Here is a 23,653-nt window from a genome sequence, read left to right on the forward strand (position 1 = left end):
TACAATGCAACTTTCAGAAGCAAAAGAAAAATATATTCAGACCTGGGGAACCTTTGCTACCAATTGGGGAATCAACCGTACGATGGCACAGGTACATGCGCTGCTTTTGGCAAGCGGAAGACCTCTTTCTACCGATGAGGTAATGGAGCAGCTGGAGATTTCAAGAGGAAATGCCAATATGAATCTCCGTGCCCTGATAGACTGGGGAATTGTGAAAAAAGAATTTGTGAAAGGGGATCGTAAAGAATATTTCATAGCTGAGAAAGATGTCTGGTACCTGTTCAAACAAATTACGAAAGAACGCAGAAAAAGAGAAATAGAACCTGTGATTTCCTTTCTTGAAGAGCTTAAAAATATTGAGGATAAAGATTCGGAAGAAGCTCAGGAATTTATTAAGCTGATGAATGACTTCAGTTCTGTAACCGGAAAGATCAATAACATCATGGATCTGGCAATAAAAAGTGATGATCACTGGTTGGTAGGGAAGATTACCAATCTACTGAAATAAATTTTCAAAAAATGAGAAGTCTTTTATTACTATGTCTTTTAAGTCTGATAATGAGCTGTCAGAAAAATGTAATGGCAAATTTCGACATTCATATAGAAAACTATGATAAGTATGATGAAAGGCGCCACGATTTGTATAAAATTGAAATCTATAAGGATGAGAAGATCTTCAAAATTTTAGAACCTGAAGAGTATGCACCGGCCTTAAATTTCAATATAAAATTGGATAGTTTAAAAGAAGGAAAATATTCATTTGTTTACGAAAATCTTTTTGGAGAAACCATAAAAAAAGAAATAAAAGTTGATGAATCAAAAACATACAGGATCAGCATTACTCCTGACTATTTATTTAAAAAGAATAAAAAATCTGTTTTTGAAAATCTAAAAGACTCGGAAGCAAAATTGGTGTTTCAGTCCAGAGGATGTTTCCATCAGGATAAGGATTCAATAGTTGTCATTAACAAAGGAAAAGATTACTTTCTTCGGCAAAAAATGGTAGTTTGAAAGTTCTGGATAAAGCAGCATGGGCCTATTTAGTAAAATCGGAAAATATAATAAGGGAAATTCCTAAAGATGGAGGCTGTACCACAAGAGATGAATATATTTTCTATTATCAAGGAAAATCTGATACTATTAATGACGATACATGTGAATTTTCTACCTGGCATACACTGAGAGATTACCTGAAAAAGAATAAATTACAATAAAAATAAATCTGGATGAAAATCCTTTTTTATTTCAATTTAATTTTCAAAAATTACTGAAAATATAAAATTTATAAAATGTTTAATATTGTTTCATATGTGATTTTCCTTTGCATCAGTTCATACATAACAATTGATGTAGGAAGAAGATGTTATCACGAAGGGAAAGCCTATCTGAAATATTTACTTCACGATGATGATATTTGTCTGACAATTAACAGGATCCTCTTAGGATGTTATTATTTAGTAAACCTTGGTTATATCGCGATAAGTCTTACAACCTGGAGCACCATAAACAGCATAGAAGATATGATAACGGTTACAGCAACAAGAGTGGGATGCATCATTTTAATTCTCTGTTTATTACATTACTTGAACATTTTCATTCTTTACTTTCTTAGAAATAAATTAACATTAAAATAATACTATTATGGCAACTACAGTTTTAACCGCAACGTATAATTTTTCAGCGTACATGATCTATTTACCAATCGTAATTACCCTTACCATATTGGTATCCCAGTTTTTATTTAAAAATTCAAAAACATTCATGATTGATATTTTTCATCAGAAAAAAGACATTGCCATGGCAACCAATTCTCTTTTTAAAATAGGTTTCTATCTTTTAAATCTGGGATTTGCTCTTTGTATCATTGAATTTTTTCAAATTGAAACCATAGAAAGACTGGTAGTCGCTCTGAGTAAAAAAATTGGAGGGTTTTCAATTTATTTAGGCGTAATGATGCTTCTGAATCTATTATTATTCCTAAAAGGACGTAAACATGCATTGAGAAAAGAAAAAGAAGTAAGTGATCAAATTTCTGATTTTGAAAGAGACTGATTTTTTATTTGGAATCATATTTCAAATATTACTGAAAATATAAAACTTATAATATCATGAAAAATTTTTTCAAAAAATACCTCTATTTAAGCCTGTTTCTAACGGTTGTTTTAATTGTTGGTATATGGTTTTTTCTTGTTGCTGAAGGAGAATATGGTGTTACAATGTTCTTTACCATTCCGGTTTCTATAGGATTTATCATCGGGTATGTAAAGTATTTTAAAAGAATCGGGTTGGCGAATATTCTGAAGACCATCTTCAAAATAGTTTTAGGATTAGTCATTTTCTCTGTGATCCTGATAGCAGCCGGAACAAAAGGGGCCATTTGCATTATTATGGCAATCCCATTTATTGGCTTTGCCATGTTTGTAGGCTTCACTTTTGGATTTATCATTGGGGTACTCGATGAAAAAAGGCATACAGGAAGTGTTATCGTATTTCTTCTTTTCATCAATCCGGCATCATATATTTTTGATACCTATACAAAACCTATTGAAGAGACTATTACCACAGAAATGATTATAAATTCTTCAAACGAGAAAGTCTGGAAGCTTTTAAATACACAAATCAATTTCAATACCCCAGATTTTATACTGTTTGAAAAAGGAGTCAGCTATCCAAAGAATATAAAACTGATGAATAAAAATGGAAAATTAGGGTATAGCTGCCAGACCAACAATGATAAATTGCAGCTTAATATTAATGAGTTTGTAGAAAATAAAAAAGTAAAATTCTCTCTGGAAAACCAAACCGTTCCCATGAAAGAAATAACACCTTATGATGATATTGATGCCAAGCATTTACATGATTATTTTATCGTGAAGTATGGCGAAATTACTTTAGATAAACTGTCAGAAAATAAAACAAAGATCATTGCAAAAACAAAATACAGTTACAAAATAGCACCCACCTGGTACTGGAAAAAATGGTCAGGCTATATCATTGATAAAATGCAAACCCATGTATTACAATCTATAAAAACACAATCTGAAAATGAATGATCTGCAACAATATTTTGACCGCCTGCAACCCAGATATTACATTAATGAAATTGCATCTTTAGGGTTTACCAGACTGTTCAGAAAGATGGCCGTTCAAAAGGTAAAAAGTTATGGAGACAAAAGAGTTTTGGATCTGATGAGCGGACAGGGAGAAAATCTGGAGTTTATCCAATCTCACAATAAAAATACAGCAATTGTAGCACTGGATTATTCTTCAGCAATGCATATGAAACTGGCTGCAACATTTGGAAATAAGCTATCCATACAACAGATCCAGAAAGATTTTTTTGAAAGCCAGATTCCGGATCATTCTATGGACATTATCCTTTGCTCTTACGGAACAAAGACGATAGAAGAAGATCAGAAACCAATTTTTGCTGACAGACTGTCAAGAATCATTGATGAAAAAGGAGAAATCATCATCGTAGAATTTGTAAAACCAAAAACAAAATGGAGATTCAGTTGTGTGAAGTGGTATATCGAAGTACTTGTTTCAACGCTTTTTGGAAACGAATTTGGAAAACTGTTTCATTATATCAACAAAAATGAAAGCCTTGAAGATCTTAAAAATCAGTTCATCAATAATAAGCTTTCCATCATATCTCACAAAAGATATCTCGATCTGGTGGAAATCCTTCATGTGAGAAGAAATTAGTTTTTTATTTGAATTTATATTTCAAAAATTACTGAACATTTTAAATGAATAATAATTATGAAAAATTTAATCATTCACTTATTCCTGATTATTTATTTCAGAAGAAAAGGATCACTTTAAACGCTAACTGTCATGAAAATATTTGTAAAATATGATTACTTGATCCAATTGGTTATTCTCATAGTCTGTATCGTAGGAGCTGTGATGCATTACAAAGACTGGAAGTTTATAGAATTCTATTATGTGGTTGGAGGATCCCAATTGATAAGTTATCTGGTCAGGTTGTTTTTAAAAATCAAACAATCATCCGAATTTAGAGTGTATGGACTAACCGTCATGCCGGTCTGGATATGTCTGCTTTTGGTTGACCAGAAAATTTACAATGAATTGACAATGGCTCTCATGGGGATCTTCCTGCTTCTGTCATTGCTGTATACTCCGATAATGGCCATTCTGTATGTGTATGATTGCTACAATACCTATGAACCTTATAAATCATCATTTTGACAACCATTAAAATTAAAATATAATAAGCTTAAAAACCTTTTAAAAAATGTCAACCATCTATTTAAATACAGTCATCAAAGCAGACATTCACTATGTCTTTGATCTGGCAAGAAATATTGATCTGCATCAGGAGTCCACCTCAAAATCTCACGAAAAAGCAATTGCAGGACGTACCTCAGGGCTCATTGAAGAAAATGAAACCGTAACCTGGAGGGCAAAACATCTGGGAGTATATCAAAACCTCACCACAAAAATTGTAAGCATGGAAAAACCGGTTCAGTTCATTGATGTAATGCAAAAAGGAGCTTTCAAATCTATGCGCCATCGGCATATTTTTAAAACGGTAAACGGAAAAACTCTGATGACCGATATTTTTGAATTCGAATCTCCGCTGGGCATCATTGGGAAATTATTTAATGCCATTTTTCTTACCGAATATCTCAGAAAATTTCTGCTCAAAAGAAACGAAATGATCAAAACTATTGCAGAATCTTCAACCCGTGACGGAATAGCTATTTTTTAACCCTAAAACACATTGTTATGAATTTTTTACAAGCAGAATGGCGAAAACTAGCCATCATCAATTACGAAATAGATTCTCATATCTTATTGCCTTACCTTCCAAAAGGCACAGAACTCGATTTTTATAAAGACAAATGCTATGTAAGTCTTGTAGGATTCATGTTTTTAAATACCAGATTATTAGATTTTCCAATCCCTTTTCACCGGAATTTTGAAGAAGTGAACCTAAGATTTTATGTCAAGAAAAAAGAAAATGGTGTCTGGAAAAGAGGAGTAGTGTTCATCAAAGAAATTGTTCCCAAGCCTGCTTTAAGTCTGGTGGCTAACTCCATATACAAAGAAAATTATCATACCATGCCGATGAAAAACCAGATTCATGAAAGTGGCGATGAATTGCTGATCCGGTATTCATGGAAAGATAAAAGCTGGTATTCTATCCAGATTATGGCAGAAAATACAGCAAAGCCAATGGAGGAAAACTCAGAATTTGAATTTATCACAGAACATTATTTTGGATTTACAAAAAAAGAAAACACAACTTCTGAATACGAAGTTTGCCATCCAAAATGGGATTGCTACACCATAAAAGAATACCATTTAGAAATTGATTTTCAAAGGATCTACGGAAATGATTTTAAATGTTTGAATCACCAAAAGCCTATTTCCGTAATGCTTGCCGAAGGCTCAGAAATTCAGGTCAAAACTAAGAAATACATCACTTAAAAACAATAATATCAAAAACACCTTTCATTATACACCATCATCTGCGAAAATCTGTATCATCCATGGTTAAACCTTACACATTGAATTCAAAAACTTCAAACTTCAAAACAATGAAAATAATCATAGCAGGAGGAACCGGATTTCTCGGCGAAAACTTAGAAAAATTCTTTACAGAAAAAGGAAATCAAGTCTACATTCTTACCCGAAATCCTAAACGTAAAAATGAAATCTATTGGGATGCTCAAACCATAGGCGAATGGAAAAACAGTCTTGAAAAAGCAGATGTTCTGATCAATCTGACAGGAAAGTCCGTAGACTGCCGTTATCATGAGAAAAATAAAAATGAAATTTATTCCTCAAGAATTGATAGTACAAGAGTATTACAGAAAGCTGTAGATCTTTGTTCTGAAAAACCAGAAGTTTGGCTGAATGCCAGTTCTGCAACTATTTATGTTCATTCCGAAAAACATATCAATACAGAAGAAAACGGAGTTATCGGAGATGATTTTTCCATGAATATCTGCAAAAGCTGGGAAAAAGAATTTTTTAAAGTTAGAAATGAAGGAATACGAAAAGTTGCTCTTCGAACTTCTATTGTTCTCGGGAAAAATGGTGGTGCTTTTCCAAAACTGAAAATGATTACAAAGCTGGGATTAGGTGGAAAACAAGGAAGAGGAAATCAAATGGTAAGCTGGATTCATATCGAAGATTTTTGCAAAGCAGTGGAGTGGATAATTCAGAATGAAACTATTTCAGGGACTATTAACATAACTGCTCCAGAGCCTGTTTCCAATGAAAATATGATGAAAAAGCTTAGAAATAAAATGAAAATGCCTTTTGGGCTCAATGCACCGGTGTGGCAGCTGGAAATAGCATCCATATTCCTGAATACAGAAACAGAATTACTTTTAAAAAGCAGAAACGTTTATCCGGAAAGACTCATAAAAAATGGATTTCAGTTTTCATATCCCGGATTTGAGAAGGCCATTCTTAATCTCTTGGAATCTTAATATTTGCGGGTGTCCCAAGGATAATTAAATTAGCGGAAAACTATACCATATGCCGGTTATTTCCAAGGTAAAACCCCTTTTTCTTTCCTCCTTTTTGATAAGTTCAATAGCATTTTCGCAGGCTCATAATGTGTCTGACGGTTATCAGAAGCCAACGGATCCTCTTGTTGCCCAGAATCTGGAGCAATGGCAGGATATGAAATTCGGACTGTTTATGCATTGGGGAACCTATAGCCAGTGGGGAATCGTAGAAAGTTGGAGTTTATGTCCTGAAGACGAATCATGGACACAGAGAAAGCCCGAGCATGGGAAATCTTACTATGAGTATGTGAAAAATTATGAAACCCTTCAGACAAGTTTCAATCCAACCCGGTTCAATCCACAAAAATGGGCTGATGCCGCCAAAAAAGCCGGAATGAAATATGTGGTTTTTACTACCAAGCATCATGATGGGTTTGCTATGTTTGATACGCAACAGTCTGATTATAAAATCACATCTTCCAAAACACCATTCTCAAAAAATCCAAAATCTGATGTGACGAAAGAAATTTTCAATACGTTCAGAAAAGAAGGATTTAAAATAGGAGCTTACTTTTCAAAACCTGACTGGCATTCCAATGATTACTGGTGGTCTTACTTTCCACCCAAAGACAGAAATGTCAATTATGATCCCAAAAAATATCCGGAAAGATGGGATAATTTTAAAAAATTCACCTTTAGCCAACTGAACGAAATCACTTCCAACTATGGTAAAGTGGATATTCTCTGGCTGGATGGAGGATGGGTGCGTCCTTTTCATACCATAGATCCGAAAGTAGAATGGCAGCGCACCATCAAAGTAGAACAGGATATCGATATGGATAAAATAGGAACGATGGCCAGAAAAAACCAGCCTGGGATAATCATTGTAGACCGCACTGTTCCCGGAAAATGGGAAAACTATGTTACCCCTGAGCAGGCCGTTCCGGAACATGCCCTTTCTATTCCATGGGAAAGCTGTATCACAATGGGAGATTCTTTTTCTTACGTTCCGAATGACAATTATAAAACCTCTCAGAAGATCATTGAAACCTTGGTTAAAATCATTTCAAGAGGCGGAAATTATCTGATGAATATTGCTCCGGGCCCCAATGGAGATTATGATCCAATAGTCTATGAAAGATTACAGCAGATTTCCGGTTGGATGGAGAAAAATCAGTCTGCGGTTTTTGCAACAAGAAGTATTGCTCCATACCATGAAGGAAATTATTATTATACCCAAAGTAAGGACCATCACACCGTAAATGTATTTCATCTCAATGAGCAGTCAGAATATCAGGCTCCGGCAGTTCTTACCTTTTCTATTCCCGAAAATTTTAAACCAAAATCTTTGAAAGTTTTAGGATTATCAAACAAAATTCAATGGAAGAAAACAGCAGAAAGTACCCTTGAAATCAAATTACCTGAAGAAAGGAAAAAACTGAAACATGCTACTGTAATTCAAATCGTTCAATAATGAGATGTATTAGTTTTAAACTTGCTGGGATAACATTATTGTTGAATGTTGTGATTACTTTTGCTCAAAAACCCTTATATAAAGATCCGAAACAACCTGTTGAAGCTCGTGTTCAGGATCTGTTGAAGAGAATGACCCCGGAAGAAAAATTCTGGCAGTGCTTTATGATTCCAGGAGATTTGGATAACGTCCCGAAAGGACAGTATTCTCATGGAATTTTTGGATTGCAGGTAAGCGCGGGAAACCAAGGGGGAGGAGTGGCTGGGCAACTGTTGAAATATAATGCCAATGAAGATGCAGAGAGGCTGGTGAAAAAATCAATACCATTCAGAAATATTTCGTAGAAGAATCAAGATTGGGAATTCCTATTATCCCTTTTGATGAAGCCTTACATGGATTGGTTCGGGAAGGGGCAACAGCTTTTCCGCAGGCCATTGGTTTGGCTGCCACTTTTAATCCGGAATTGATGGCTCAGGTTTCAACATCGATTGCAGCAGAGTCGAAATGGAGAGGAATCCGTCAGATTCTGACACCCGTAGTCAATCTTGCAAATGATGTACGATGGGGAAGGACAGAAGAAACCTATGGTGAAGATCCCTTTTTGACATCCGTGATGGGAGTCAGCTTTGTCACTTCATTTGAAAATATGGGAATCATTACCACTCCTAAGCACTTTTTAGCTAACGTAGGAGAGGGAGGTATAGACTCATACCCGATTCATTGGAGCAAAAGATATCTTGAGGAAACTCATTTAATTCCTTTTCACCATGCTTTTACAAAAGGAAAAAGCCGTTCCGTAATGACTTCTTATAATCTGCTGGATGGAAGACCTTCTACCGCAAATCACTGGCTGTTAACAGATAAATTAAAAAAAGAATGGGATTTCAAAGGCTTTGTCATCAGTGATGCCAGTGCAGTAGGAGGAGCAAATGTGCTGCATTTTACAGCAAAAGATTATGATGATGCTTCTGCGCAGGCAATCAATGCAGGCCTTGATGTGATTTTTCAGACAGAATATAAACATTATGAACTCTTTATGCCTCCTTTTTGGATGGCAGAATCTCAAAAGAAAGAATTGATGATGCTGTTTCAAGAGTACTGAGAGCCAAATTCGAACTCGGATTATTTGAAGCCCCCTATGTTTCATCTAAAGAAATTGAAGCACTAAAGAAATTGAATCATAAACCTCTGGCAGAAAAAGCAGCTGCAGAATCCTTTGTTTTGCTTCAGAATAATAATCAGACACTTCCTGTTCCTGAAAATGTAAAAAAGATTCTGGTAGTGGGCACAGATGCTGTGGATGCAAGATTAGGTGGCTATTCTGGGCCGGGAAACAAGAAAATCAATATTGTAGACGGGCTTAAAAATTATACTAAAAATAAAAATATTGAAATCATGTACTCAAAGGGTATTGATTGGAATATAAAAGATTTTACCACCATTTCCAATGAATATTTATCCTCTGAGAATAAAAAAGGATTAAAGGGAAGTTACTTTTCCAATACAGAGTTAAAAGGAAATTCAGCTTTCGAAAGACAGGATGAACAGCTTAATTTTAAATGGACATTATATTCTCCCGATCCGGAAAAGTTGCAGGTTGATCATTATAGTATTCGATGGATCGGAAAACTGGAAGCTCCGGAGTCAGGGAAATACCAATTAGGATTGCGTGGGAATGATGGTTTCAGACTATATCTGGATGGGAAATTAGCCATTGATCAATGGGAAAAATTAAGCTATTCAACAAAAACCGTTGAATTAGATTTTGTAAAAGGAAAAAAATATGATATTAAGATTGAATTTCATGAAAACCGTGGAGAAGCCAATCTAGAACTGATCTGGAACTATGGCCTGCATAATTATCAGAAAGATTTTAATGAAGCTTTAGATCTTGCTCAGAAAGCAGACTATATCATCATAACAGCCGGAATTCATGAAGGGGAATTTCAGGATCGTTCATCACTGAGTCTGCCAGGAAATCAGGAAGCATTTATTCATGAAGTTGTAAAATTAAATAAACCAATTTCGGTTGTATTAGTAGGAGGTTCAGCCATAAAAACAACAGCATGGAAAGATAAAGTAGGAGCTATTTTAGATATTTGGTATCCTGGCGAAGAAGGCGGAAATGCTGTTGCAAAAATATTGTTTGGGGCTGAGAACCCATCAGGAAAACTACCCATTACTTTCCCGATTGAGGAAGGACAGCTCCCTTTAATTTATAATCATCATCCAACAGGAAGAGGAAACGATTATCATGACCTTAGTGGTGAGCCTTTATATCCGTTTGGCTTTGGATTGAGCTATACTACCTTTGAAATCTCAGGTTTACAGTTGAATAAAACTCAGTATTCAGAAAATGATACCATCATCGCTAAAGTGAATGTGAAAAATACAGGTTCAAAAACAGGAAATGAAGTCGTTCAGTTATATGTAAAAGATTTGCTGGCATCAGTTTCAAGGCCGATTATTGAGCTTAAAGGATTTCAGAAAGTAGAATTGAAACCCGGAGAATCAAAGTCCGTTACCATCGAAGTACCAGTAAAGCAACTACAGTTCTTAAATGAAAAAATGGACTGGATTGTAGAAAAAGGGACCTACAGAATCATGGTGGGTAACTCATCAAAAAATCTTCCTTTGAAACAGAATATTGAAGTTTTATAACAATAAAAAAGAGCAGAAAAATCTGCTCTTTTTACGTATATATTGTTGAAGATATCTAGTATTTTCTGGCTAATAAAACGTTCAGTAAGAATGTTCCTGCCCAGTTACTGTTATTGGATCCGTTATTTCCCATAAAATCAATACGTGCCACAGATACAGTAAGTCTAGTTCTTCCGGCAGTACCATTATTGGCAAGGCTTACAAATGAAGCTGTAAATACATCCGGGAAACTTGAGTTGTTTCCTGCCGTAAGAATTGGATACATATTGGTAACATTAAAAGGAGTACCTTGATATTCATAAACAAGCGTCATTCTACTAGCATTGGTATAGGTGGCAGTATGTGCATTGTCTACAGATGTTTTACTTATGATCCACCATCTGTCGGTTGCAGTACCCGAATCATAACCTGCATTACCATGAGCCGTCCAGTCTGAAACAGGAGCTGTTCCCAGTGCATGAGGCGGAATAAAAAGCTGTGTACCATAAATCTCCACATTACTTGGCTTAGGAAGAACAGTAAAAGACAAATCCCAGGTTCCTCCTGTAGTATTGCTGTTGTTCACTACTTCAGCATAAGCCCCTGTAGGAATTACAAAAGAAGCAACCGGAGTATTATCAATCCTTAAAGTATTGCCGCTGGATGCCTGAAGCGTAATTGCATTCGCGGAGATGTTTTTGATTTTATAAATTCTCCCTGTAAAACTTGTCGTTCCTGCTCCAACAACAGGAAGGGTAAATGTAGCATCAGCCGTTCCGTTATAGGTAATGTAATGATCAGTGGCCAGAATACTATACGTTGTAGCAGTGATTTGTGTGTATCCGGCCCTTAGTGAACCGTTTATGGCGAGAGTACTGTTTGGAGTCAGTGTATTAATCCCTACTTGTGCGGTTAAAGGGATGCCACAAAACAAAAGGATTGAAATGTATTTTTTCATATTTTATAAAATTGATTTTAAACAAAAATACAAAAAATCACTTAAAATTTACTTATAATAGAATAATTGATATGTTTTTAATATATATATAGTAATATGAAGTGAAAATAGGTAAATAGTGTTAAATCAATTGGTGTTAAATCAATCTGCACGGTACTTCCAAATCTTCAATAAGATAGTAGCTGCAGCATAACCGATGATAACCATCCGCAATAATGAGTTCATGCTGACCTCTTATGAGTAGGATAGGAGAAAGCTTCTTGTTTTTTTCTACTTTTTTCAGATTTTCTTTTACGTGGATATTGGTTTCCGGAAGCAAAGCAAGCTTACTGGCTCTTAAGATATCTTTCGATTTTTTTGTGTGGGAGGTGCCGATTTTAATTTTTCAACCATCTTTTGGGCTTCATCCGGTTCAAAAAGAAGATCCAGATAATCCAATGCTGCAGGAAAATCATGATCTTCCGGTTTTTTCATCCAGATACTGTCTTTAGTGAGATTCTTTTTTTTCGTGGAAGTCTTCATAAACGCTGATTTTAAAGGGAAATAAATGTATGAAAAATAGTGCACCTTTTAATGTTACGAAATAGGTTGTACTTTAAAAAAATATTGGTATGATATATGCAAGATTGTTGGTGAACCGGAATGAATTTCATTAAATAATATTGAATTAATTGAAATCATTCAAAAATAAGAACATTATGAAAAAGTTATTAATTTCAACAGTATTGTTACTAGGTTTATCCGTGAATGTTTCAGCTCAGAAGCACCCGCCAGTACCACCACATCCTTCAAAAAGTGAGTTGGTCAATATTAAAATGCAGGAGCTTACTAAAAAATATAATATAGAGAAAAAACTCATCCTTAATCACCCTCTTGCCACCAAACAGATGAAGAGAGATCAGATGAAAGCTTTAAACCAAAGATATGCCACTGAAAAGCGATTACTTAGACAGGCAAAATAATACATAATTTTTACGGTAATTAAAATAGAAAAAGCCGTTTTTTATAGATTGAACTTTGAGAATTTTTCAATGTAAAAGAAAATTTATTGAAAGAGAATGCGTTTTGTGTTCTCTTTCTTTGTTTAAAATTGAATAAAAATAGCTTTATTAATGCATTTTAAGATCGGTTTACAGAAACATGAAACATCCAATATTTTTCCTTAAATTCGCATAAAAATTTTTAAAGTAATGAATTACGATATTATTGTCATTGGAAGTGGTCCTGGTGGATATGTTACTGCGATCAGAGCAGCGCAATTAGGTTTCAAAACCGCAATTATCGAGAAAGAAAATTTAGGAGGAATCTGCCTTAACTGGGGATGTATTCCAACTAAAGCTTTATTGAAATCTGCTCAGGTTTTTCATTATATCAACCATGCTGAAGATTATGGTTTAAATAAAGTGGAGGCAAGCTTTGAATTCCCGAATGTAATTCAGAGAAGCCGTGGTGTTGCCAGCAAAATGAGCAAAGGAATCGAATTCTTGATGAAAAAGAATAAGATTGACGTAATTCTTGGTACTGCAAAAGTACAGAAAGGAAAAAAAGTTTCTGTTACAGATAAAGAAGGAAAAGTAACCGAATATACAGGTACTCATATCATTATCGCTACAGGAGCCCGTTCAAGAGAATTACCAAACTTACCACAAGATGGTAAAAAAGTAATCGGATACAGACAGGCATTATCTCTTCCTGAGCAGCCAAAATCTATGATCGTTGTAGGTTCTGGAGCTATCGGAGTAGAATTTGCTGACTTCTATAACACAATGGGAACTAAAGTAACTGTTGTTGAATTTATGCCAAACATCGTTCCTGTAGAAGACGAAGAAATCTCTAAACACTTAGAGAAATCTCTGAAAAAGACAGGAATCGAGATCATGACCAACGCTTCTGTAGAAAGTGTTGATGCAAGTGGAGAAGGCGTAAAAGCTACTGTGAAAACAGCGAACGGAAACATTACTCTTGAAGCTGATATCTTATTATCTGCTGTAGGTATTGCTGCTAACATCGAGAATATCGGGTTAGAAGAAGTGGGAATCCAGACAGATAAAGGAAGAGTATTGGTAAACGAATGGTACGAAACTTCAGTACCTGGTTACTATGCCATCGGAGATATCATCCCAACTCAGGCATTGGCTCACGTTGCTTCTGCAGAAGGAATCACTTGTGTTGAGAAAATCAAAGGAATGCACGTTGAGAAAATCGACTATGGCAATATCCCTGGATGTACTTACTGCCACCCTGAAGTAGCTTCTGTAGGTCTTACTGAAAAGCAGGCGAAAGAAAAAGGATACGAAATCAAAGTAGGTAAATTCCCTCTTTCTGCAAGTGGTAAAGCTACTGCAAACGGAAATACAGACGGATTTATCAAAGTAATCTTTGATGCTAAATATGGTGAGTGGTTAGGATGCCACATGATTGGTGAAGGAGTAACGGATATGGTTGCTGAAGCTGTGGTAGCTAGAAAATTAGAAACTACAGGTCACGAAATCATCAAATCTATCCACCCGCACCCAACAGTTTCTGAAGCTATTATGGAAGCTGCTGCTGCTGCTTACGGTGAAGTGATTCACATTTAATCTGAAATACAGAAATCTATATGATAAAAGCCTGGAAAAATCCAGGCTTTTTTTGATGTAGAGCAGAAGTATGCGTAAATTAAACCTAACAGGTTTCAAAAACCTGTTAGGTTTATTGTTTATTATCCATTTTTCTTAAAAGGCTTCTGATGAAATTTTAGCTTGTATACAATGGAATTTCTTAAAATAACTTTAAAATTAGCATATTTATAAAAATTAACTTAATTATCTCAGGCCGTTTTCTTACATTTATTCTATGAATTTTGAGAGAGTAGGACTTGTTTTATCAGGAGGCGGTACCAAAGGAATCGCTCATGCAGGAGTATTAAAATTCTTACAGGAAAAAGATATTGAAGTAGATATCCTTTCCTGTTGCAGTGCCGGATCTATTGTAGGATGTCTTCATGCTATCGGGAAAACTCCGGAAGAAATCCTGGAATTTTCAATTCTGTGTATTTTTTCAACTGGAAACACTTTACATTCAACCAGCCGGGGCTTGTTTCTTCGGTGATCTTCAGAAACTATCTGAAACCGATTTTCCATGAAATGAAACTGGGAGATCTCGATATCGAAGTTAAAATTGTCGCTACAGAGCTTGTTGCCGGAACCCAGAAAATTTTTGATAAAGATTTTGAAATTGTGGATGCCATCATTGCTTCATGTTCCATTCCTGGAATTACAACACCTTATATCATTGGTGATGAAATGTATTGCGATGGAGGAGTTCTGAATAATTTTCCGGCAGATATCATCAGAGAAGACTGTGAAAAGCTGATTGGCGTATTTGTCTCTCCGCCCAACGAAGCTAAGATTAAAGATCTGAATTCCATTAAAGCAATCGTTTCCCGTTCTTATGATCTTCTTTCTTATAGGATTGAAAAAGTAAAATTTGATTACTGCGACTGGTTTATTTCTTCCCAGAAACTATCGTCCTACGGAACTTTTGAGCGCAGAAAAGACAGATTGGAAGAGATTTTCAATATCGGTTACAAAGCAGCCAAAGAAAGCTATGAAGAAAGTACTTTTTTACAGAATTAAGACAATCCGGAACATAAAAAAATCCCGCATCAATATGCAGGATTTTTATTTTATAAGAAGAGTTGGAAGGACTTTATTTGAGATTTTAAAAGCAAAATTATCAACAGTATACACAACATCCTGCCTCTCTCCTCCATCTTCCCGCTTTTATACTTAATTTTTCACTACGTACCCATCCTGACGAACAATTTCCTGGTCATTTGCATCATTTACAACCAAAGTATAAGGTGCTTTTTTCGGAGAGTCGGTAAGATAATTTCTCCAGATCTGATAGCTGTGACCCTCATTATTGAAGTTGATGTAATAATTTCCTCCAGAGCCATCAGAAATCAGTTCCCCATCACTGATGATCATGCTTGGTTTAGCCGTAATTTTTGCATTGGCATTCCAAGACTGATAAAGATACTTACCATTCGGCTGTTTGTCAATTCTGATTTTGAATTTTTTGGTTTTGATAATAACAGTCTTCGGGACCTGCTGAAGGATAGAAGAGGTTATAAAACCTTCTGTTGTTGGAGTAGGGACCTCTTTGGCATAAACGAAAGAAAACTGAGCTAAGCAGAACGTTCCTAATAAAATATGCTTTATCATATTGAGTGGTTATTGGTTAACATTTCAGACTCTATCAAATATGAAGCCATTTTTTATTAAAGAGAAGACTTATCGTTCTGAAAAAGAAGTTCTTAAGACTTTTATATAGAGGTTCTGAAAAATAATAATATTGATTTTCAATTGATTACCATTTGTTTGTGAAATAGTATCAAATTCTAAAACAACTGAATACTTTTCTTATGTACATTTGTACCATCAAAGGATCTCGTTCCTTTATTATCAAAATGAAACTAATTAACTTTAAGTTTTTTCTATTAAAAGTATCAGAAATTATCTTCACGATTTTTAATACTTCTCCTCCTGTAATTTCTTAATTTTTTTCGAAAGAATTATCACATAATTCGTACTCTGTTTTTTCATATTCTGAAGAATCAGAGCGCAATCCCTTTTTTAAAATTTAATCAAAAACAAAAAACAAACTATGGAATTAGCTTTTCATGGCTGGATGGTTCCGGCCGTAATTGCGCTTTTATGCGTACTTTTTTACAAATTCATTTTAAGAATTTTCTTTGGATTAATCATTGTTCCTCAGGATAAAATTGGTTTGGTTACTAAAAAATTTGTGTTGGTAGGTAAGCAGGAACTTCCTGAGGGAAGGATTATCGCCACCAATGGAGAAGCTGGTTTTCAGGCTCAGACATTAGCTCCGGGAGTCTATTTTGGAAAATGGATATGGCAGTATTCTATCGATTTTCAACCTTTTACAGTGATCCCGACCGGTAAAATAGGATTATTACTGGCAAAAGACGGGATAGAACTGGAAACCGGACGAATTTTAGCCAGAAAAGTCGACTGCGATTCTTTTCAGGATGCAGAAGCTTTTTAAAAACGGAGGAAGGAAAGGCCGTCAGACTGCAATTATTGCACCAGGATCTTACAGGATCAATACGTTACTATTTGAGATAGAATTAACGGATATGACTCAGATTCCTGATAATGCCGTTGGAATTATTACAACAATGGAAGGAAGTCCTTTAGAAGAGGGACAGATTGCGGGTAAAATTATCAATGATCACAATAAGTTTCAGGATGTTGATACCTTTTTAAATAATGGAGGATATAAAGGTCTTCAGGAACAGGTAATCCTTGCTGGTTCCTATTTCCTGAATCCCTGGTTCACAAAAGTGGAAATGGTAAAAATGACGGAAATCCCAATTGGTCATGTGGGAGTCATTATCAGCTATGTGGGGGAAGATGGAAAAGATCTGAGCGGCGTTGATTTTAAACATGGAAACATTGTTGAGAAAGGCCATAAAGGGGTTTGGGCAGAACCTATTGGTCCCGGAAAATATCCTATCAATCCATACATTATGAAAGTGGAGCTTGTTCCTACGACCAATTTAGTACTGAATTGGGCTTATGAAAGAAGTGAATCTCACCAACTCGATAAAAACCTTTCAACGATTACGGTACGAAGTAAAGACGGATTCCCTTTCAATCTTGATGTTTCGCAAATTATTCATATTCCTACCTATGAAGCTCCCAAAGTAATAGCTCGTTTCGGAAATATGATCAATCTTGTGAGCCAGGTTCTAGAGCCAACGATTGGAAACTATTTCAGAAACTCAGCGCAGGATAGTGATGTGATTGCATTTTTGGGAAGCAGAAAAGAAAGACAGCAATCTGCCAAAGACCACATCAGCAGTGTTTTGGAACAATATAATGTGAACGCTGTCGATACTTTGATAGGTGCTATTGTTCCACCGGAAAGTTTAATGAAGACCTTAACAGACAGAAAACTGGCAGAAGAACAGAAAATAACTTACGAAACTGAAATGCTGGCTCAGGAAACCCGTCAGGCTCTGGAAAAAGAAACGGCTGTTGCGGATATGCAGAAAGAAATTGTAAAAGCAGATCAGGGGGTTGTGATTGCAGAAAGAATTGCTGATGCATCCGTGAAAAAGGCAACCGGAGATGCCAATTCCGTAAGATTGCAGGCGAATGCAGAAGGAGACAGGTTGAAGCTGTTAGCAACCGGAGAAGCAGAAAAAACAAGACTTCTTGCAAAAGCTGAAGCAGAAAAAATCGAATTACTGGCAAAAGCAAGTGCTGAACAGATTTCATTAACCGGTAATGCAGAAGCAGAAAAAATTCTGGCCATCGGTAAATCTAATGCGGAATCCTACAAACTGTCTGTAGAAGCAATGGGCGGAAATAATTTTACCCAATTAAAAATCATGGAAAATATAGCGAACCAAAACGTAAGAATAATGCCTGAAGTATTAATCGGAGGAAGCGGAGATTCTGCCAATGGAGGAATCAGCGGGCTTTTGGGACTTCAGTTGTTGGAACAGATTCAGAAGAAAAATATTGAAACAGTTGCTGCTACTGAAGAGAAGACAGATAACAATTCTTAACCCAATTGACAAATAACTTAAACTTAACTCAAATTTTGAATTTTTAAAATGATTTATATCGTTCAGCTCATTATAGCACTACTGATTATTAGTTTTTTTGTTTTCTCCATTATTGAAATCTATTGTGAAATTGTGAAAAAAAGTTCTAAGGCCTTTTTGGTATGCTTGTTAGCTTGATTTTATTTTTTTAATGATTACAGTACGCAATCATTTGGTTAAAAATAAACTTGTAGAAAATATAAAAACTTCAAAAATAGAACAGAGCAATTCATCTTTTTCAAAAAAGGAATTGTCAGATATTCATATTGTAAGTGAGAAAATGAGAGTTGTTGATAAGGATATTTATATTGTGCTTATGCCTCAAAAAGATACACTTTACATGAATCAGGATTTCAATGATCAACATAAATTCTGGGTTCACTATAAAAAATATGAGATTTTAAAAATTACAGAACCTGTAGGATATATTATTAAAAACTAAAAAAATCGCCCGAAAAACTTTCGGGCGATTTCATATTTTTTACGCAGTATAACTTGCAAAAGCATCTTCCAAGCTTTCAAATTTGCCTTTAAATTCGTCAATAGGGCAATCCTGAAGAATATTTCCTTTGTGTATAAGAATAACTCTTGAACAAAGCGCTTCTACTTCCTGCATGATATGGGTTGAAAGTAAAACAGTCTTTTGCTGTCCGATTTCCTTTACTACATTACGGATTTCTATGATCTGGTTAGGATCCAGACCATTCGTAGGTTCATCCAGAATCAGTAGATCAGGTTGATGAATAATGGCCTGCGCCAATCCTACACGTTGTTTATACCCTTTAGACAACTGTCCGATTTTTTTTGATTTTTCTGGGGTAATTCCTACCAGTTCTATGACTTCATCTACTCTGGATTCAGAGATTTTATGGATGTTGGCTACAAACTGAAGGTATTCTTTCACATACATTTCCAGATAAAGAGGGTTGTTTTCAGGAAGAAAACCGATTTTCTTTTTGCTTTCAATCTCATGCTGGGAAATATTCATCCCATTGAAAATAATTTCACCCTGATCAATTTTCAGTGCTCCGACAATGGATTTCATCAAGGTAGATTTCCCGGCACCGTTTGGACCAAGAAGACCAATGATCTCATTTTTATCAATAGAAATATTGATATGGTCTAGGGCTGTCTGCTCACCAAATTTTTTGGTTAAATTGATTATCTGAAGCGGCATATGTTTTACGATGTTTTGCAAAAATAAAATAAAAAAACTCATCCGATAGAATGAGTTTCGCAATATTTATAAAATATAATTATTTTCTTGATTTTTTCTTGGCTCCACCTGCTGCAGGAACAGCATTAGATGCTGTATTTCCGTTTCCTTTATTCGCTGCAGGATTTACAGAAGCGGGTTTATCATACATCGCATACTTTCCATTGGTTCTTCCGAAAACTTTCTCCACCTGTTTTTGAGTTAAAAACTGTGATTTTCCAATGTATTTTCGGTTTTTGTTGATCACCTGGATAAACTGCACGGTCTGCTGTCCGTAATTCTTTTCATAATGAAGCTCAATAATATCATTAGGAAGTTCCAATACAATATTCTCCTCCGGAGGAGTAACAAAGCCATCCATGATCAGTTTAAATAATCCGGCAACATCCCCGTTAAGGTTCTGAAAAGAAAAAGATCGGATTGTATTTAGGTTACTGGTGTTCAGATCCTGGTAGTTGACTGTAAATTTATCTTCCTTTTTATATAGACCAACGGAATTATCTTTACCAATTTCCACCAAACTTTCATTCTTCAACACTTTAATCTGTGAGAAAACTGAAATACCGAACATACATGTAATAAGTAGAATTATTTTTCTCATAAAATCAATTTTAATGTTTTATTACTTGGTGTACATAAATTTACTAATAAAAAAGCAAAAAACAACTTTATTAGTTTAAGCAAAAATAACATTTTTTTTTAATATCAATAGGAGATTATCTGTGGATAGTATGGATTTCATTGTTTATTTAATGATTTGATAATCATTTTATTAATTGTTTTTTGTGAAAAATTGTTGATTCTCATTGAAGTCAGATTTATAATAGTTAATATAATGTAATGTACTGAAATACAGATTAAATATTACTCAGATATGTTTGAATTAAAAATTAATTTGAAATAAATGTTAAAAATAAGGCTTTGTAGATTAAATTCTAAAAAAGAAGTGAGAAATTGAATATTGAAGTTTTTATAAATAGTTTCATAACAGCTTATTTCTGGAAACTGAAGATATGAAGGTGTCAAACTCATGCTTATAGCTTCTTCCCACAGGAATCTGATAATTAGAGACCACAATCTCATTATTACTGAAAGCAGTCACAAAAGCAGAATTGATAATAAAAGATCTGTGAATTCTTACAAAACCTTTGCCCGATAAAGTTTTTTCCAGATCCGCAATCTTATTTTTTGAAATACAATTTTCATGATTGGTGAGTACTATTTTGATATCATTTCCCTGGCTTTCAAAATAAGCAATCTCCGAAAGGGAAATTTTGCGGTGCATTCCTTCGGTTTTGATGATGATAAAATCTTCGTTATGGTCCTGTGTATTTCTGAGTATCCGTTCTACAGATTTGAAGAACCGTTCGAAAGTAATAGGTTTCAGAAGATAATCTACTGCTTCCAGCTCAAAACCTTCAATAGCAAAATCCCGGTAGGCTGTCGTGAAAATGGTTTTAGGCTTTCGGGGCAGTGATTTCAAAAAATCTATTCCGTTCAAATGAGGCATCTGAATATCAAGAAACATCAGATCCACAGTCTGATTTTGTAGGATTTTATAAGCCTGCATTGCATTTTGGGCTTTTCCTGCCAGTTTTAAATCGTCAATCTTAGAGATATGATTTTCCAGCAATGAGGCAGCCAGAGGTTCATCATCTACAATAATACAGTTAATCATAATGGGGAGGAGTGATTATTTCAACTTTAAAAATATTGTTTTCCTGTGAAACCCGGAAGGTAAAATTTCCTTGATAATGAAATTGTAATTGTCTTTGTATATTCTGCAGTCCGATTCCTTTTTCGTTATCTTTCAGAGGATAGGAAAAGGTATTTTCAATTTTAAAAACAGAATGCTGCTGATTGGTTTCTATCTCAATCTTTATTTCCGTTATTTCCTGGTTTTTTCCTGCTCCATGTTTAAAAGCATTTTCTACCAAAGTAAGATACATCAATGGTGGAATGGTATTTGGGGAGTTTAATATAATATGTTTCTGAATTTTTAATCTTTCCTCATGATACCGAAGACTTTCCAGAGCTATATAATTGTCAATAATATCCAGTTCATCAGAAACCGCTGCCCATTTTTTCTGTCCTTTGTACAGAATATAATCCAGAATATCAGAAAGCTGGCTGATAGATTGAGAGGTTTTATCAGAATGATTGATGGACAGAGAATAAATATTATTCAGTGTGTTAAAAAGAAAATGAGGATTGAGCTGAGATTTAAGAGATTGCAGTTCCAGTTCGGTTTTTTCCTTCTGCAGTTTGATGGTATGCTCCTTTTCATCTTTATACCGTATGATAAACATGATGGAGATAAAGATAAAGGCACCGCTGATAATCGGAAATGTATAATGGAGTAACAAATAAGGGATATCTGTGAAAATTTCAAAAGGAGTGTCTTTCAATTCATTGATGAAAAGAGGTTCTGCAATATAAACGATAAAAAACCGATTAATGACAGAAATAATATAAAGACTGAGAAGAATAGACAGTATTAATTTAACATACTTTTTCTGATCAAAAAATGACGGATCAGAACAAAATAAATAAAATTGGCTCCTGCAATCTGGAAAATCCAGTGGCAAAAATTGTAAATGATCAGCTCTTTAAAAGCTTCTCCATCGTACTCGCCATACATTCTTACTGTTCCGAACAAAAATAAAGCACTCCAGAAAAGCAGCTGGAAGTATAGATTTTGTCTGATCTGAATTTCTGACGGAGTTTTCAACATCTTCAAAAATATAAAATCTTAAGGTACCTTAGAAGAATGTCATGTTAAAGGATCTAAAATAATGGCAGATTTCATCATTTATAATGCGAACGACGTATTTTACCATTGATACGAAATATATCGCTGTCTGGATCGTAGTTTCGAAATAAATCTGAAAATTGTCAAGATTTGCACAAAAAATAATGACAGAACGTTCTGAAAGGCTTTACGGATTAGATCATCTGAGAGCTGCTGCTATTTTACTCGTATTAATGTACCATTACCGTGCTTTTAAACATCCGGATTGGATAGACAGTATCGGAAGATTTGGATGGACCGGTGTGGATCTCTTTTTTGTTCTAAGTGGCTTTCTGATTTCTAGTCAGCTGTTTAAAGAAATAGAAATTAAGGGAAAAATCCATTTGAAAACATTTTATATAAAACGCTTTTTCAGGATTATTCCGGCTTATTTGTTTACACTTTTCCTGTATTTTACATTTCCTTTTTTCAGGGAAAGAGAAGCTTTATCTCCATTGTGGAAGTTTATGAGCTTTACCCAAAATTACGGTTTGGATGTGATCAATCGCGGAACATTTTCTCACGCATGGTCATTGTGTATTGAAGAGCAGTTTTATCTCATTCTTCCTCTCTTTCTTTTGATAGTAATACCAATAAAATTGTTCAGATATCTGGCAGTTCTGATGATGATGGTTATCGGATTTTCTGTGATAGCCAGACTAATAGGATGGAATGAATTTATAACAGGAATGGATACTGCTTCCTCAGATTTCTGGAAATTATGGTATATGAAAATATATTACCCTACTCATACAAGGCTGGATGGTTTAGGGATAGGTGTTTTGATCGGATATTTGATGCAGTATTCATCACAATTCAAAAAAATAGTGAATAACAACGGAAACAGATTTTTCTTTTTGGGAATTGTACTGTTGGGAGTTTCTTTTTGGGTATGTAATGAGCAGGCTTCAAAAATGGCTTCTATTTTTGGTTTTACACTCGTGGCAGTGAGCTATGGAATTATCCTTATGGCTGCGGTTTCCCAATCATCTTTCCTGTATAATTCGAAGTCTTATGTTACCGCTCAACTGGCCTCTTTATCTTATGCTGTTTATCTTTCACATAAAGGAATTATTCACATGGTACAGGAGGGTTTTGATTATTTTAAACTGGAAAATTCAGATAATATAAGTCTTATGATTTGCCTTTTTGTTTGTATTTTGGGAGGCTTATTCTATAGGTTTGTGATAGAAAAACCTTTCTCTGTTCTTAAAACAAAGGCTTTAAAAAGAATTGTATAATCTCTAGTATCTTCAGGATAGATGTTCAAAAATTGAAAAAGTATTATCCTATTATCCTTGCTAAAAATCTTTGATTTTTTTGCGCCTTAAAAAAAATACAGGATTAAAAGACTTGCGCCCTTTAGTTTGTATTATAAAGTTTTTTGAATTACGTAAATTAACTTTATAGTATTAATTAATCCACAAGAAACAGGGTGAATCATTAAGCGCCAAAGGT

Annotated in this window: 30 protein-coding genes; 22 read left to right on the forward strand and 8 right to left on the reverse strand. The window is 34.8% G+C overall.

The window, feature by feature from the left end:
- The first annotated feature begins 4 nt into the window (after positions 1–4).
- The 14 genes from BOQ62_RS11985 (at position 5) to BOQ62_RS23225 (ending at position 10,626) form a co-directional block, all read left to right on the forward strand.
- Positions 5–508 carry a GbsR/MarR family transcriptional regulator gene (locus BOQ62_RS11985; protein WP_129039770.1) on the forward strand — a complete coding sequence of 168 codons (504 nt, stop codon included), beginning with the start codon at positions 5–7 and terminating at the stop codon, positions 506–508.
- A 71-nt stretch (positions 509–579) separates the two neighbouring features.
- Complete coding sequence (locus tag BOQ62_RS11990) at positions 580–1,011, forward strand: hypothetical protein (RefSeq protein WP_129039772.1); 432 nt, start codon at positions 580–582, stop codon at positions 1,009–1,011.
- A complete protein-coding gene (locus BOQ62_RS11995) occupies positions 1,008–1,214 on the forward strand; it encodes a hypothetical protein (protein WP_129039774.1) in 207 nt (68 codons plus the stop codon). The genes BOQ62_RS11990 and BOQ62_RS11995 overlap by 4 nt, the downstream gene beginning before the upstream one ends.
- 427 nt (positions 1,215–1,641) lie before the next feature.
- The gene (locus BOQ62_RS12000) at positions 1,642–2,052 is read left to right on the forward strand and encodes a hypothetical protein (protein WP_129039776.1); all 411 of its coding nucleotides are present in this window, start codon (positions 1,642–1,644) and stop codon (positions 2,050–2,052) included.
- A 56-nt stretch (positions 2,053–2,108) separates the two neighbouring features.
- Entirely contained in the window at positions 2,109–3,053 is a 945-nt protein-coding gene (locus BOQ62_RS12005; RefSeq protein WP_129039778.1) for a hypothetical protein, read from the forward strand.
- Positions 3,046–3,708: a class I SAM-dependent methyltransferase gene (locus BOQ62_RS12010; RefSeq protein WP_129039780.1), complete on the forward strand. Its 663-nt coding sequence runs from the start codon at positions 3,046–3,048 to the stop codon at positions 3,706–3,708. Before BOQ62_RS12005 ends, BOQ62_RS12010 begins: the two co-directional genes overlap by 8 nt.
- Before the next feature lie 132 nt (positions 3,709–3,840).
- Positions 3,841–4,215 carry a hypothetical protein gene (locus BOQ62_RS12015; protein WP_129039782.1) on the forward strand — a complete coding sequence of 125 codons (375 nt, stop codon included), beginning with the start codon at positions 3,841–3,843 and terminating at the stop codon, positions 4,213–4,215.
- A gap of 46 nt (positions 4,216–4,261) precedes the next feature.
- Positions 4,262–4,738, forward strand: a complete 477-nt coding sequence (locus BOQ62_RS12020; RefSeq protein ID WP_129039784.1) for an SRPBCC family protein — start codon at positions 4,262–4,264, stop codon at positions 4,736–4,738.
- A gap of 17 nt (positions 4,739–4,755) precedes the next feature.
- Positions 4,756–5,460: a YqjF family protein gene (locus tag BOQ62_RS12025; protein ID WP_129039786.1), complete on the forward strand. Its 705-nt coding sequence runs from the start codon at positions 4,756–4,758 to the stop codon at positions 5,458–5,460.
- Between the two features lie 110 nt (positions 5,461–5,570).
- Entirely contained in the window at positions 5,571–6,470 is a 900-nt protein-coding gene (locus BOQ62_RS12030) for a TIGR01777 family oxidoreductase (protein ID WP_129039788.1), read from the forward strand.
- Positions 6,471–6,519: 49 nt separating this feature from the next.
- Positions 6,520–7,965: an alpha-L-fucosidase gene (locus BOQ62_RS12035; protein WP_129039790.1), complete on the forward strand. Its 1,446-nt coding sequence runs from the start codon at positions 6,520–6,522 to the stop codon at positions 7,963–7,965.
- The gene (locus BOQ62_RS23215; protein WP_228414003.1) at positions 7,965–8,309 is read left to right on the forward strand and encodes a hypothetical protein; all 345 of its coding nucleotides are present in this window, start codon (positions 7,965–7,967) and stop codon (positions 8,307–8,309) included. Before BOQ62_RS12035 ends, BOQ62_RS23215 begins: the two co-directional genes overlap by 1 nt.
- An 11-nt stretch (positions 8,310–8,320) precedes the next feature.
- Complete coding sequence (locus BOQ62_RS23220; RefSeq protein WP_262708331.1) at positions 8,321–9,067, forward strand: glycoside hydrolase family 3 protein; 747 nt, start codon at positions 8,321–8,323, stop codon at positions 9,065–9,067.
- Positions 9,013–10,626: a beta-glucosidase gene (locus BOQ62_RS23225; RefSeq protein ID WP_228414005.1), complete on the forward strand. Its 1,614-nt coding sequence runs from the start codon at positions 9,013–9,015 to the stop codon at positions 10,624–10,626. The genes BOQ62_RS23220 and BOQ62_RS23225 overlap by 55 nt, the downstream gene beginning before the upstream one ends.
- Positions 10,627–10,681: 55 nt before the next feature.
- Here the strand turns inward: BOQ62_RS23225 and BOQ62_RS12045 are convergent, their stop codons facing one another.
- Both BOQ62_RS12045 and BOQ62_RS23230 read right to left on the reverse strand, forming a co-directional pair.
- Positions 10,682–11,563, reverse strand: coding sequence for a hypothetical protein (locus BOQ62_RS12045; protein WP_129039792.1), 882 nt, complete (start codon positions 11,561–11,563; stop codon positions 10,682–10,684).
- A 336-nt stretch (positions 11,564–11,899) separates the two neighbouring features.
- Complete coding sequence (locus BOQ62_RS23230) at positions 11,900–12,085, reverse strand: hypothetical protein (protein ID WP_228414006.1); 186 nt, start codon at positions 12,083–12,085, stop codon at positions 11,900–11,902.
- A gap of 176 nt (positions 12,086–12,261) precedes the next feature.
- On the opposite strand from BOQ62_RS23230, the gene BOQ62_RS12055 reads away from it, so the two are divergent.
- From BOQ62_RS12055 to BOQ62_RS12065, 4 genes are all read left to right on the forward strand, one after another.
- The gene (locus BOQ62_RS12055) at positions 12,262–12,525 is read left to right on the forward strand and encodes a hypothetical protein (RefSeq protein ID WP_129039794.1); all 264 of its coding nucleotides are present in this window, start codon (positions 12,262–12,264) and stop codon (positions 12,523–12,525) included.
- 228 nt (positions 12,526–12,753) lie between these two features.
- Positions 12,754–14,142 carry a dihydrolipoyl dehydrogenase gene (gene lpdA, locus BOQ62_RS12060; RefSeq protein ID WP_129039796.1) on the forward strand — a complete coding sequence of 463 codons (1,389 nt, stop codon included), beginning with the start codon at positions 12,754–12,756 and terminating at the stop codon, positions 14,140–14,142.
- 256 nt (positions 14,143–14,398) lie between these two features.
- Complete coding sequence (locus BOQ62_RS23235; protein WP_228414007.1) at positions 14,399–14,653, forward strand: patatin-like phospholipase family protein; 255 nt, start codon at positions 14,399–14,401, stop codon at positions 14,651–14,653.
- Complete coding sequence (locus BOQ62_RS12065; RefSeq protein WP_262708332.1) at positions 14,593–15,180, forward strand: patatin-like phospholipase family protein; 588 nt, start codon at positions 14,593–14,595, stop codon at positions 15,178–15,180. The genes BOQ62_RS23235 and BOQ62_RS12065 overlap by 61 nt, the downstream gene beginning before the upstream one ends.
- A gap of 153 nt (positions 15,181–15,333) precedes the next feature.
- On the opposite strand, the gene BOQ62_RS12070 is transcribed toward BOQ62_RS12065, so the two are convergent.
- The gene (locus tag BOQ62_RS12070; protein WP_129039798.1) at positions 15,334–15,771 is read right to left on the reverse strand and encodes a hypothetical protein; all 438 of its coding nucleotides are present in this window, start codon (positions 15,769–15,771) and stop codon (positions 15,334–15,336) included.
- A 442-nt stretch (positions 15,772–16,213) separates the two neighbouring features.
- Between BOQ62_RS12070 and BOQ62_RS23240 the strand changes: the two genes are divergently transcribed.
- The 3 genes from BOQ62_RS23240 to BOQ62_RS12080 all read left to right on the forward strand — a co-directional run bounded on the left by BOQ62_RS23240 (position 16,214) and on the right by BOQ62_RS12080 (position 18,630).
- On the forward strand, positions 16,214–16,618 hold the full coding sequence (locus tag BOQ62_RS23240; RefSeq protein ID WP_228414011.1) for a hypothetical protein: 405 nt from the start codon (positions 16,214–16,216) through the stop codon (positions 16,616–16,618).
- Positions 16,602–18,149, forward strand: coding sequence for an SPFH domain-containing protein (locus BOQ62_RS12075; RefSeq protein ID WP_228414013.1), 1,548 nt, complete (start codon positions 16,602–16,604; stop codon positions 18,147–18,149). Before BOQ62_RS23240 ends, BOQ62_RS12075 begins: the two co-directional genes overlap by 17 nt.
- 211 nt (positions 18,150–18,360) lie before the next feature.
- The gene (locus BOQ62_RS12080; RefSeq protein ID WP_129039800.1) at positions 18,361–18,630 is read left to right on the forward strand and encodes a hypothetical protein; all 270 of its coding nucleotides are present in this window, start codon (positions 18,361–18,363) and stop codon (positions 18,628–18,630) included.
- Positions 18,631–18,669: 39 nt separating this feature from the next.
- Here the strand turns inward: BOQ62_RS12080 and BOQ62_RS12085 are convergent, their stop codons facing one another.
- The 5 genes from BOQ62_RS12085 to BOQ62_RS23245 all read right to left on the reverse strand — a co-directional run bounded on the left by BOQ62_RS12085 (position 18,670) and on the right by BOQ62_RS23245 (position 22,138).
- Positions 18,670–19,365, reverse strand: a complete 696-nt coding sequence (locus BOQ62_RS12085) for an ABC transporter ATP-binding protein (protein ID WP_129039802.1) — start codon at positions 19,363–19,365, stop codon at positions 18,670–18,672.
- Between the two features lie 79 nt (positions 19,366–19,444).
- On the reverse strand, positions 19,445–20,005 hold the full coding sequence (locus BOQ62_RS12090; protein WP_129039804.1) for a hypothetical protein: 561 nt from the start codon (positions 20,003–20,005) through the stop codon (positions 19,445–19,447).
- Positions 20,006–20,386: 381 nt separating this feature from the next.
- Positions 20,387–21,082: a LytR/AlgR family response regulator transcription factor gene (locus BOQ62_RS12095; RefSeq protein ID WP_129039806.1), complete on the reverse strand. Its 696-nt coding sequence runs from the start codon at positions 21,080–21,082 to the stop codon at positions 20,387–20,389.
- Entirely contained in the window at positions 21,075–21,812 is a 738-nt protein-coding gene (locus tag BOQ62_RS12100) for a sensor histidine kinase (protein ID WP_228414015.1), read from the reverse strand. The genes BOQ62_RS12095 and BOQ62_RS12100 overlap by 8 nt, the downstream gene beginning before the upstream one ends.
- A gap of 89 nt (positions 21,813–21,901) precedes the next feature.
- A complete protein-coding gene (locus tag BOQ62_RS23245; protein WP_228414017.1) occupies positions 21,902–22,138 on the reverse strand; it encodes a hypothetical protein in 237 nt (78 codons plus the stop codon).
- A 182-nt stretch (positions 22,139–22,320) separates the two neighbouring features.
- Between BOQ62_RS23245 and BOQ62_RS12105 the strand changes: the two genes are divergently transcribed.
- Entirely contained in the window at positions 22,321–23,436 is a 1,116-nt protein-coding gene (locus tag BOQ62_RS12105; protein WP_129039808.1) for an acyltransferase family protein, read from the forward strand.
- Positions 23,437–23,653 lie beyond the last annotated feature (217 nt).

This window comes from Chryseobacterium sp. CH21 (assembly GCF_004119445.1).
In the GTDB taxonomy this organism is placed as follows: Bacteria; Bacteroidota; Bacteroidia; order Flavobacteriales; family Weeksellaceae; genus Chryseobacterium.

Coding starts and splice junctions, on each gene's coding strand:
- BOQ62_RS11985 (WP_129039770.1), top strand. CDS start 5: ATGCAACTTTCAGAAGCAAAAGAAAAATATATTCAGACCTGGGGAACC.
- BOQ62_RS11990 (WP_129039772.1), top strand. CDS start 580: ATGGCAAATTTCGACATTCATATAGAAAACTATGATAAGTATGATGAA.
- BOQ62_RS12000 (WP_129039776.1), top strand. CDS start 1,642: ATGGCAACTACAGTTTTAACCGCAACGTATAATTTTTCAGCGTACATG.
- BOQ62_RS12005 (WP_129039778.1), top strand. CDS start 2,109: ATGAAAAATTTTTTCAAAAAATACCTCTATTTAAGCCTGTTTCTAACG.
- BOQ62_RS12010 (WP_129039780.1), top strand. CDS start 3,046: ATGAATGATCTGCAACAATATTTTGACCGCCTGCAACCCAGATATTAC.
- BOQ62_RS12015 (WP_129039782.1), top strand. CDS start 3,841: ATGAAAATATTTGTAAAATATGATTACTTGATCCAATTGGTTATTCTC.
- BOQ62_RS12020 (WP_129039784.1), top strand. CDS start 4,262: ATGTCAACCATCTATTTAAATACAGTCATCAAAGCAGACATTCACTAT.
- BOQ62_RS12025 (WP_129039786.1), top strand. CDS start 4,756: ATGAATTTTTTACAAGCAGAATGGCGAAAACTAGCCATCATCAATTAC.
- BOQ62_RS12030 (WP_129039788.1), top strand. CDS start 5,571: ATGAAAATAATCATAGCAGGAGGAACCGGATTTCTCGGCGAAAACTTA.
- BOQ62_RS12035 (WP_129039790.1), top strand. CDS start 6,520: ATGCCGGTTATTTCCAAGGTAAAACCCCTTTTTCTTTCCTCCTTTTTG.
- BOQ62_RS23215 (WP_228414003.1), top strand. CDS start 7,965: ATGAGATGTATTAGTTTTAAACTTGCTGGGATAACATTATTGTTGAAT.
- BOQ62_RS12045 (WP_129039792.1), bottom strand. CDS start 11,563: ATGAAAAAATACATTTCAATCCTTTTGTTTTGTGGCATCCCTTTAACC.
- BOQ62_RS23230 (WP_228414006.1), bottom strand. CDS start 12,085: ATGAAGACTTCCACGAAAAAAAAGAATCTCACTAAAGACAGTATCTGG.
- BOQ62_RS12055 (WP_129039794.1), top strand. CDS start 12,262: ATGAAAAAGTTATTAATTTCAACAGTATTGTTACTAGGTTTATCCGTG.
- lpdA (WP_129039796.1), top strand. CDS start 12,754: ATGAATTACGATATTATTGTCATTGGAAGTGGTCCTGGTGGATATGTT.
- BOQ62_RS23235 (WP_228414007.1), top strand. CDS start 14,399: ATGAATTTTGAGAGAGTAGGACTTGTTTTATCAGGAGGCGGTACCAAA.
- BOQ62_RS12070 (WP_129039798.1), bottom strand. CDS start 15,771: ATGATAAAGCATATTTTATTAGGAACGTTCTGCTTAGCTCAGTTTTCT.
- BOQ62_RS23240 (WP_228414011.1), top strand. CDS start 16,214: ATGGAATTAGCTTTTCATGGCTGGATGGTTCCGGCCGTAATTGCGCTT.
- BOQ62_RS12075 (WP_228414013.1), top strand. CDS start 16,602: ATGCAGAAGCTTTTTAAAAACGGAGGAAGGAAAGGCCGTCAGACTGCA.
- BOQ62_RS12085 (WP_129039802.1), bottom strand. CDS start 19,365: ATGCCGCTTCAGATAATCAATTTAACCAAAAAATTTGGTGAGCAGACA.
- BOQ62_RS12090 (WP_129039804.1), bottom strand. CDS start 20,005: ATGAGAAAAATAATTCTACTTATTACATGTATGTTCGGTATTTCAGTT.
- BOQ62_RS12095 (WP_129039806.1), bottom strand. CDS start 21,082: ATGATTAACTGTATTATTGTAGATGATGAACCTCTGGCTGCCTCATTG.
- BOQ62_RS23245 (WP_228414017.1), bottom strand. CDS start 22,138: ATGTTGAAAACTCCGTCAGAAATTCAGATCAGACAAAATCTATACTTC.
- BOQ62_RS12105 (WP_129039808.1), top strand. CDS start 22,321: ATGACAGAACGTTCTGAAAGGCTTTACGGATTAGATCATCTGAGAGCT.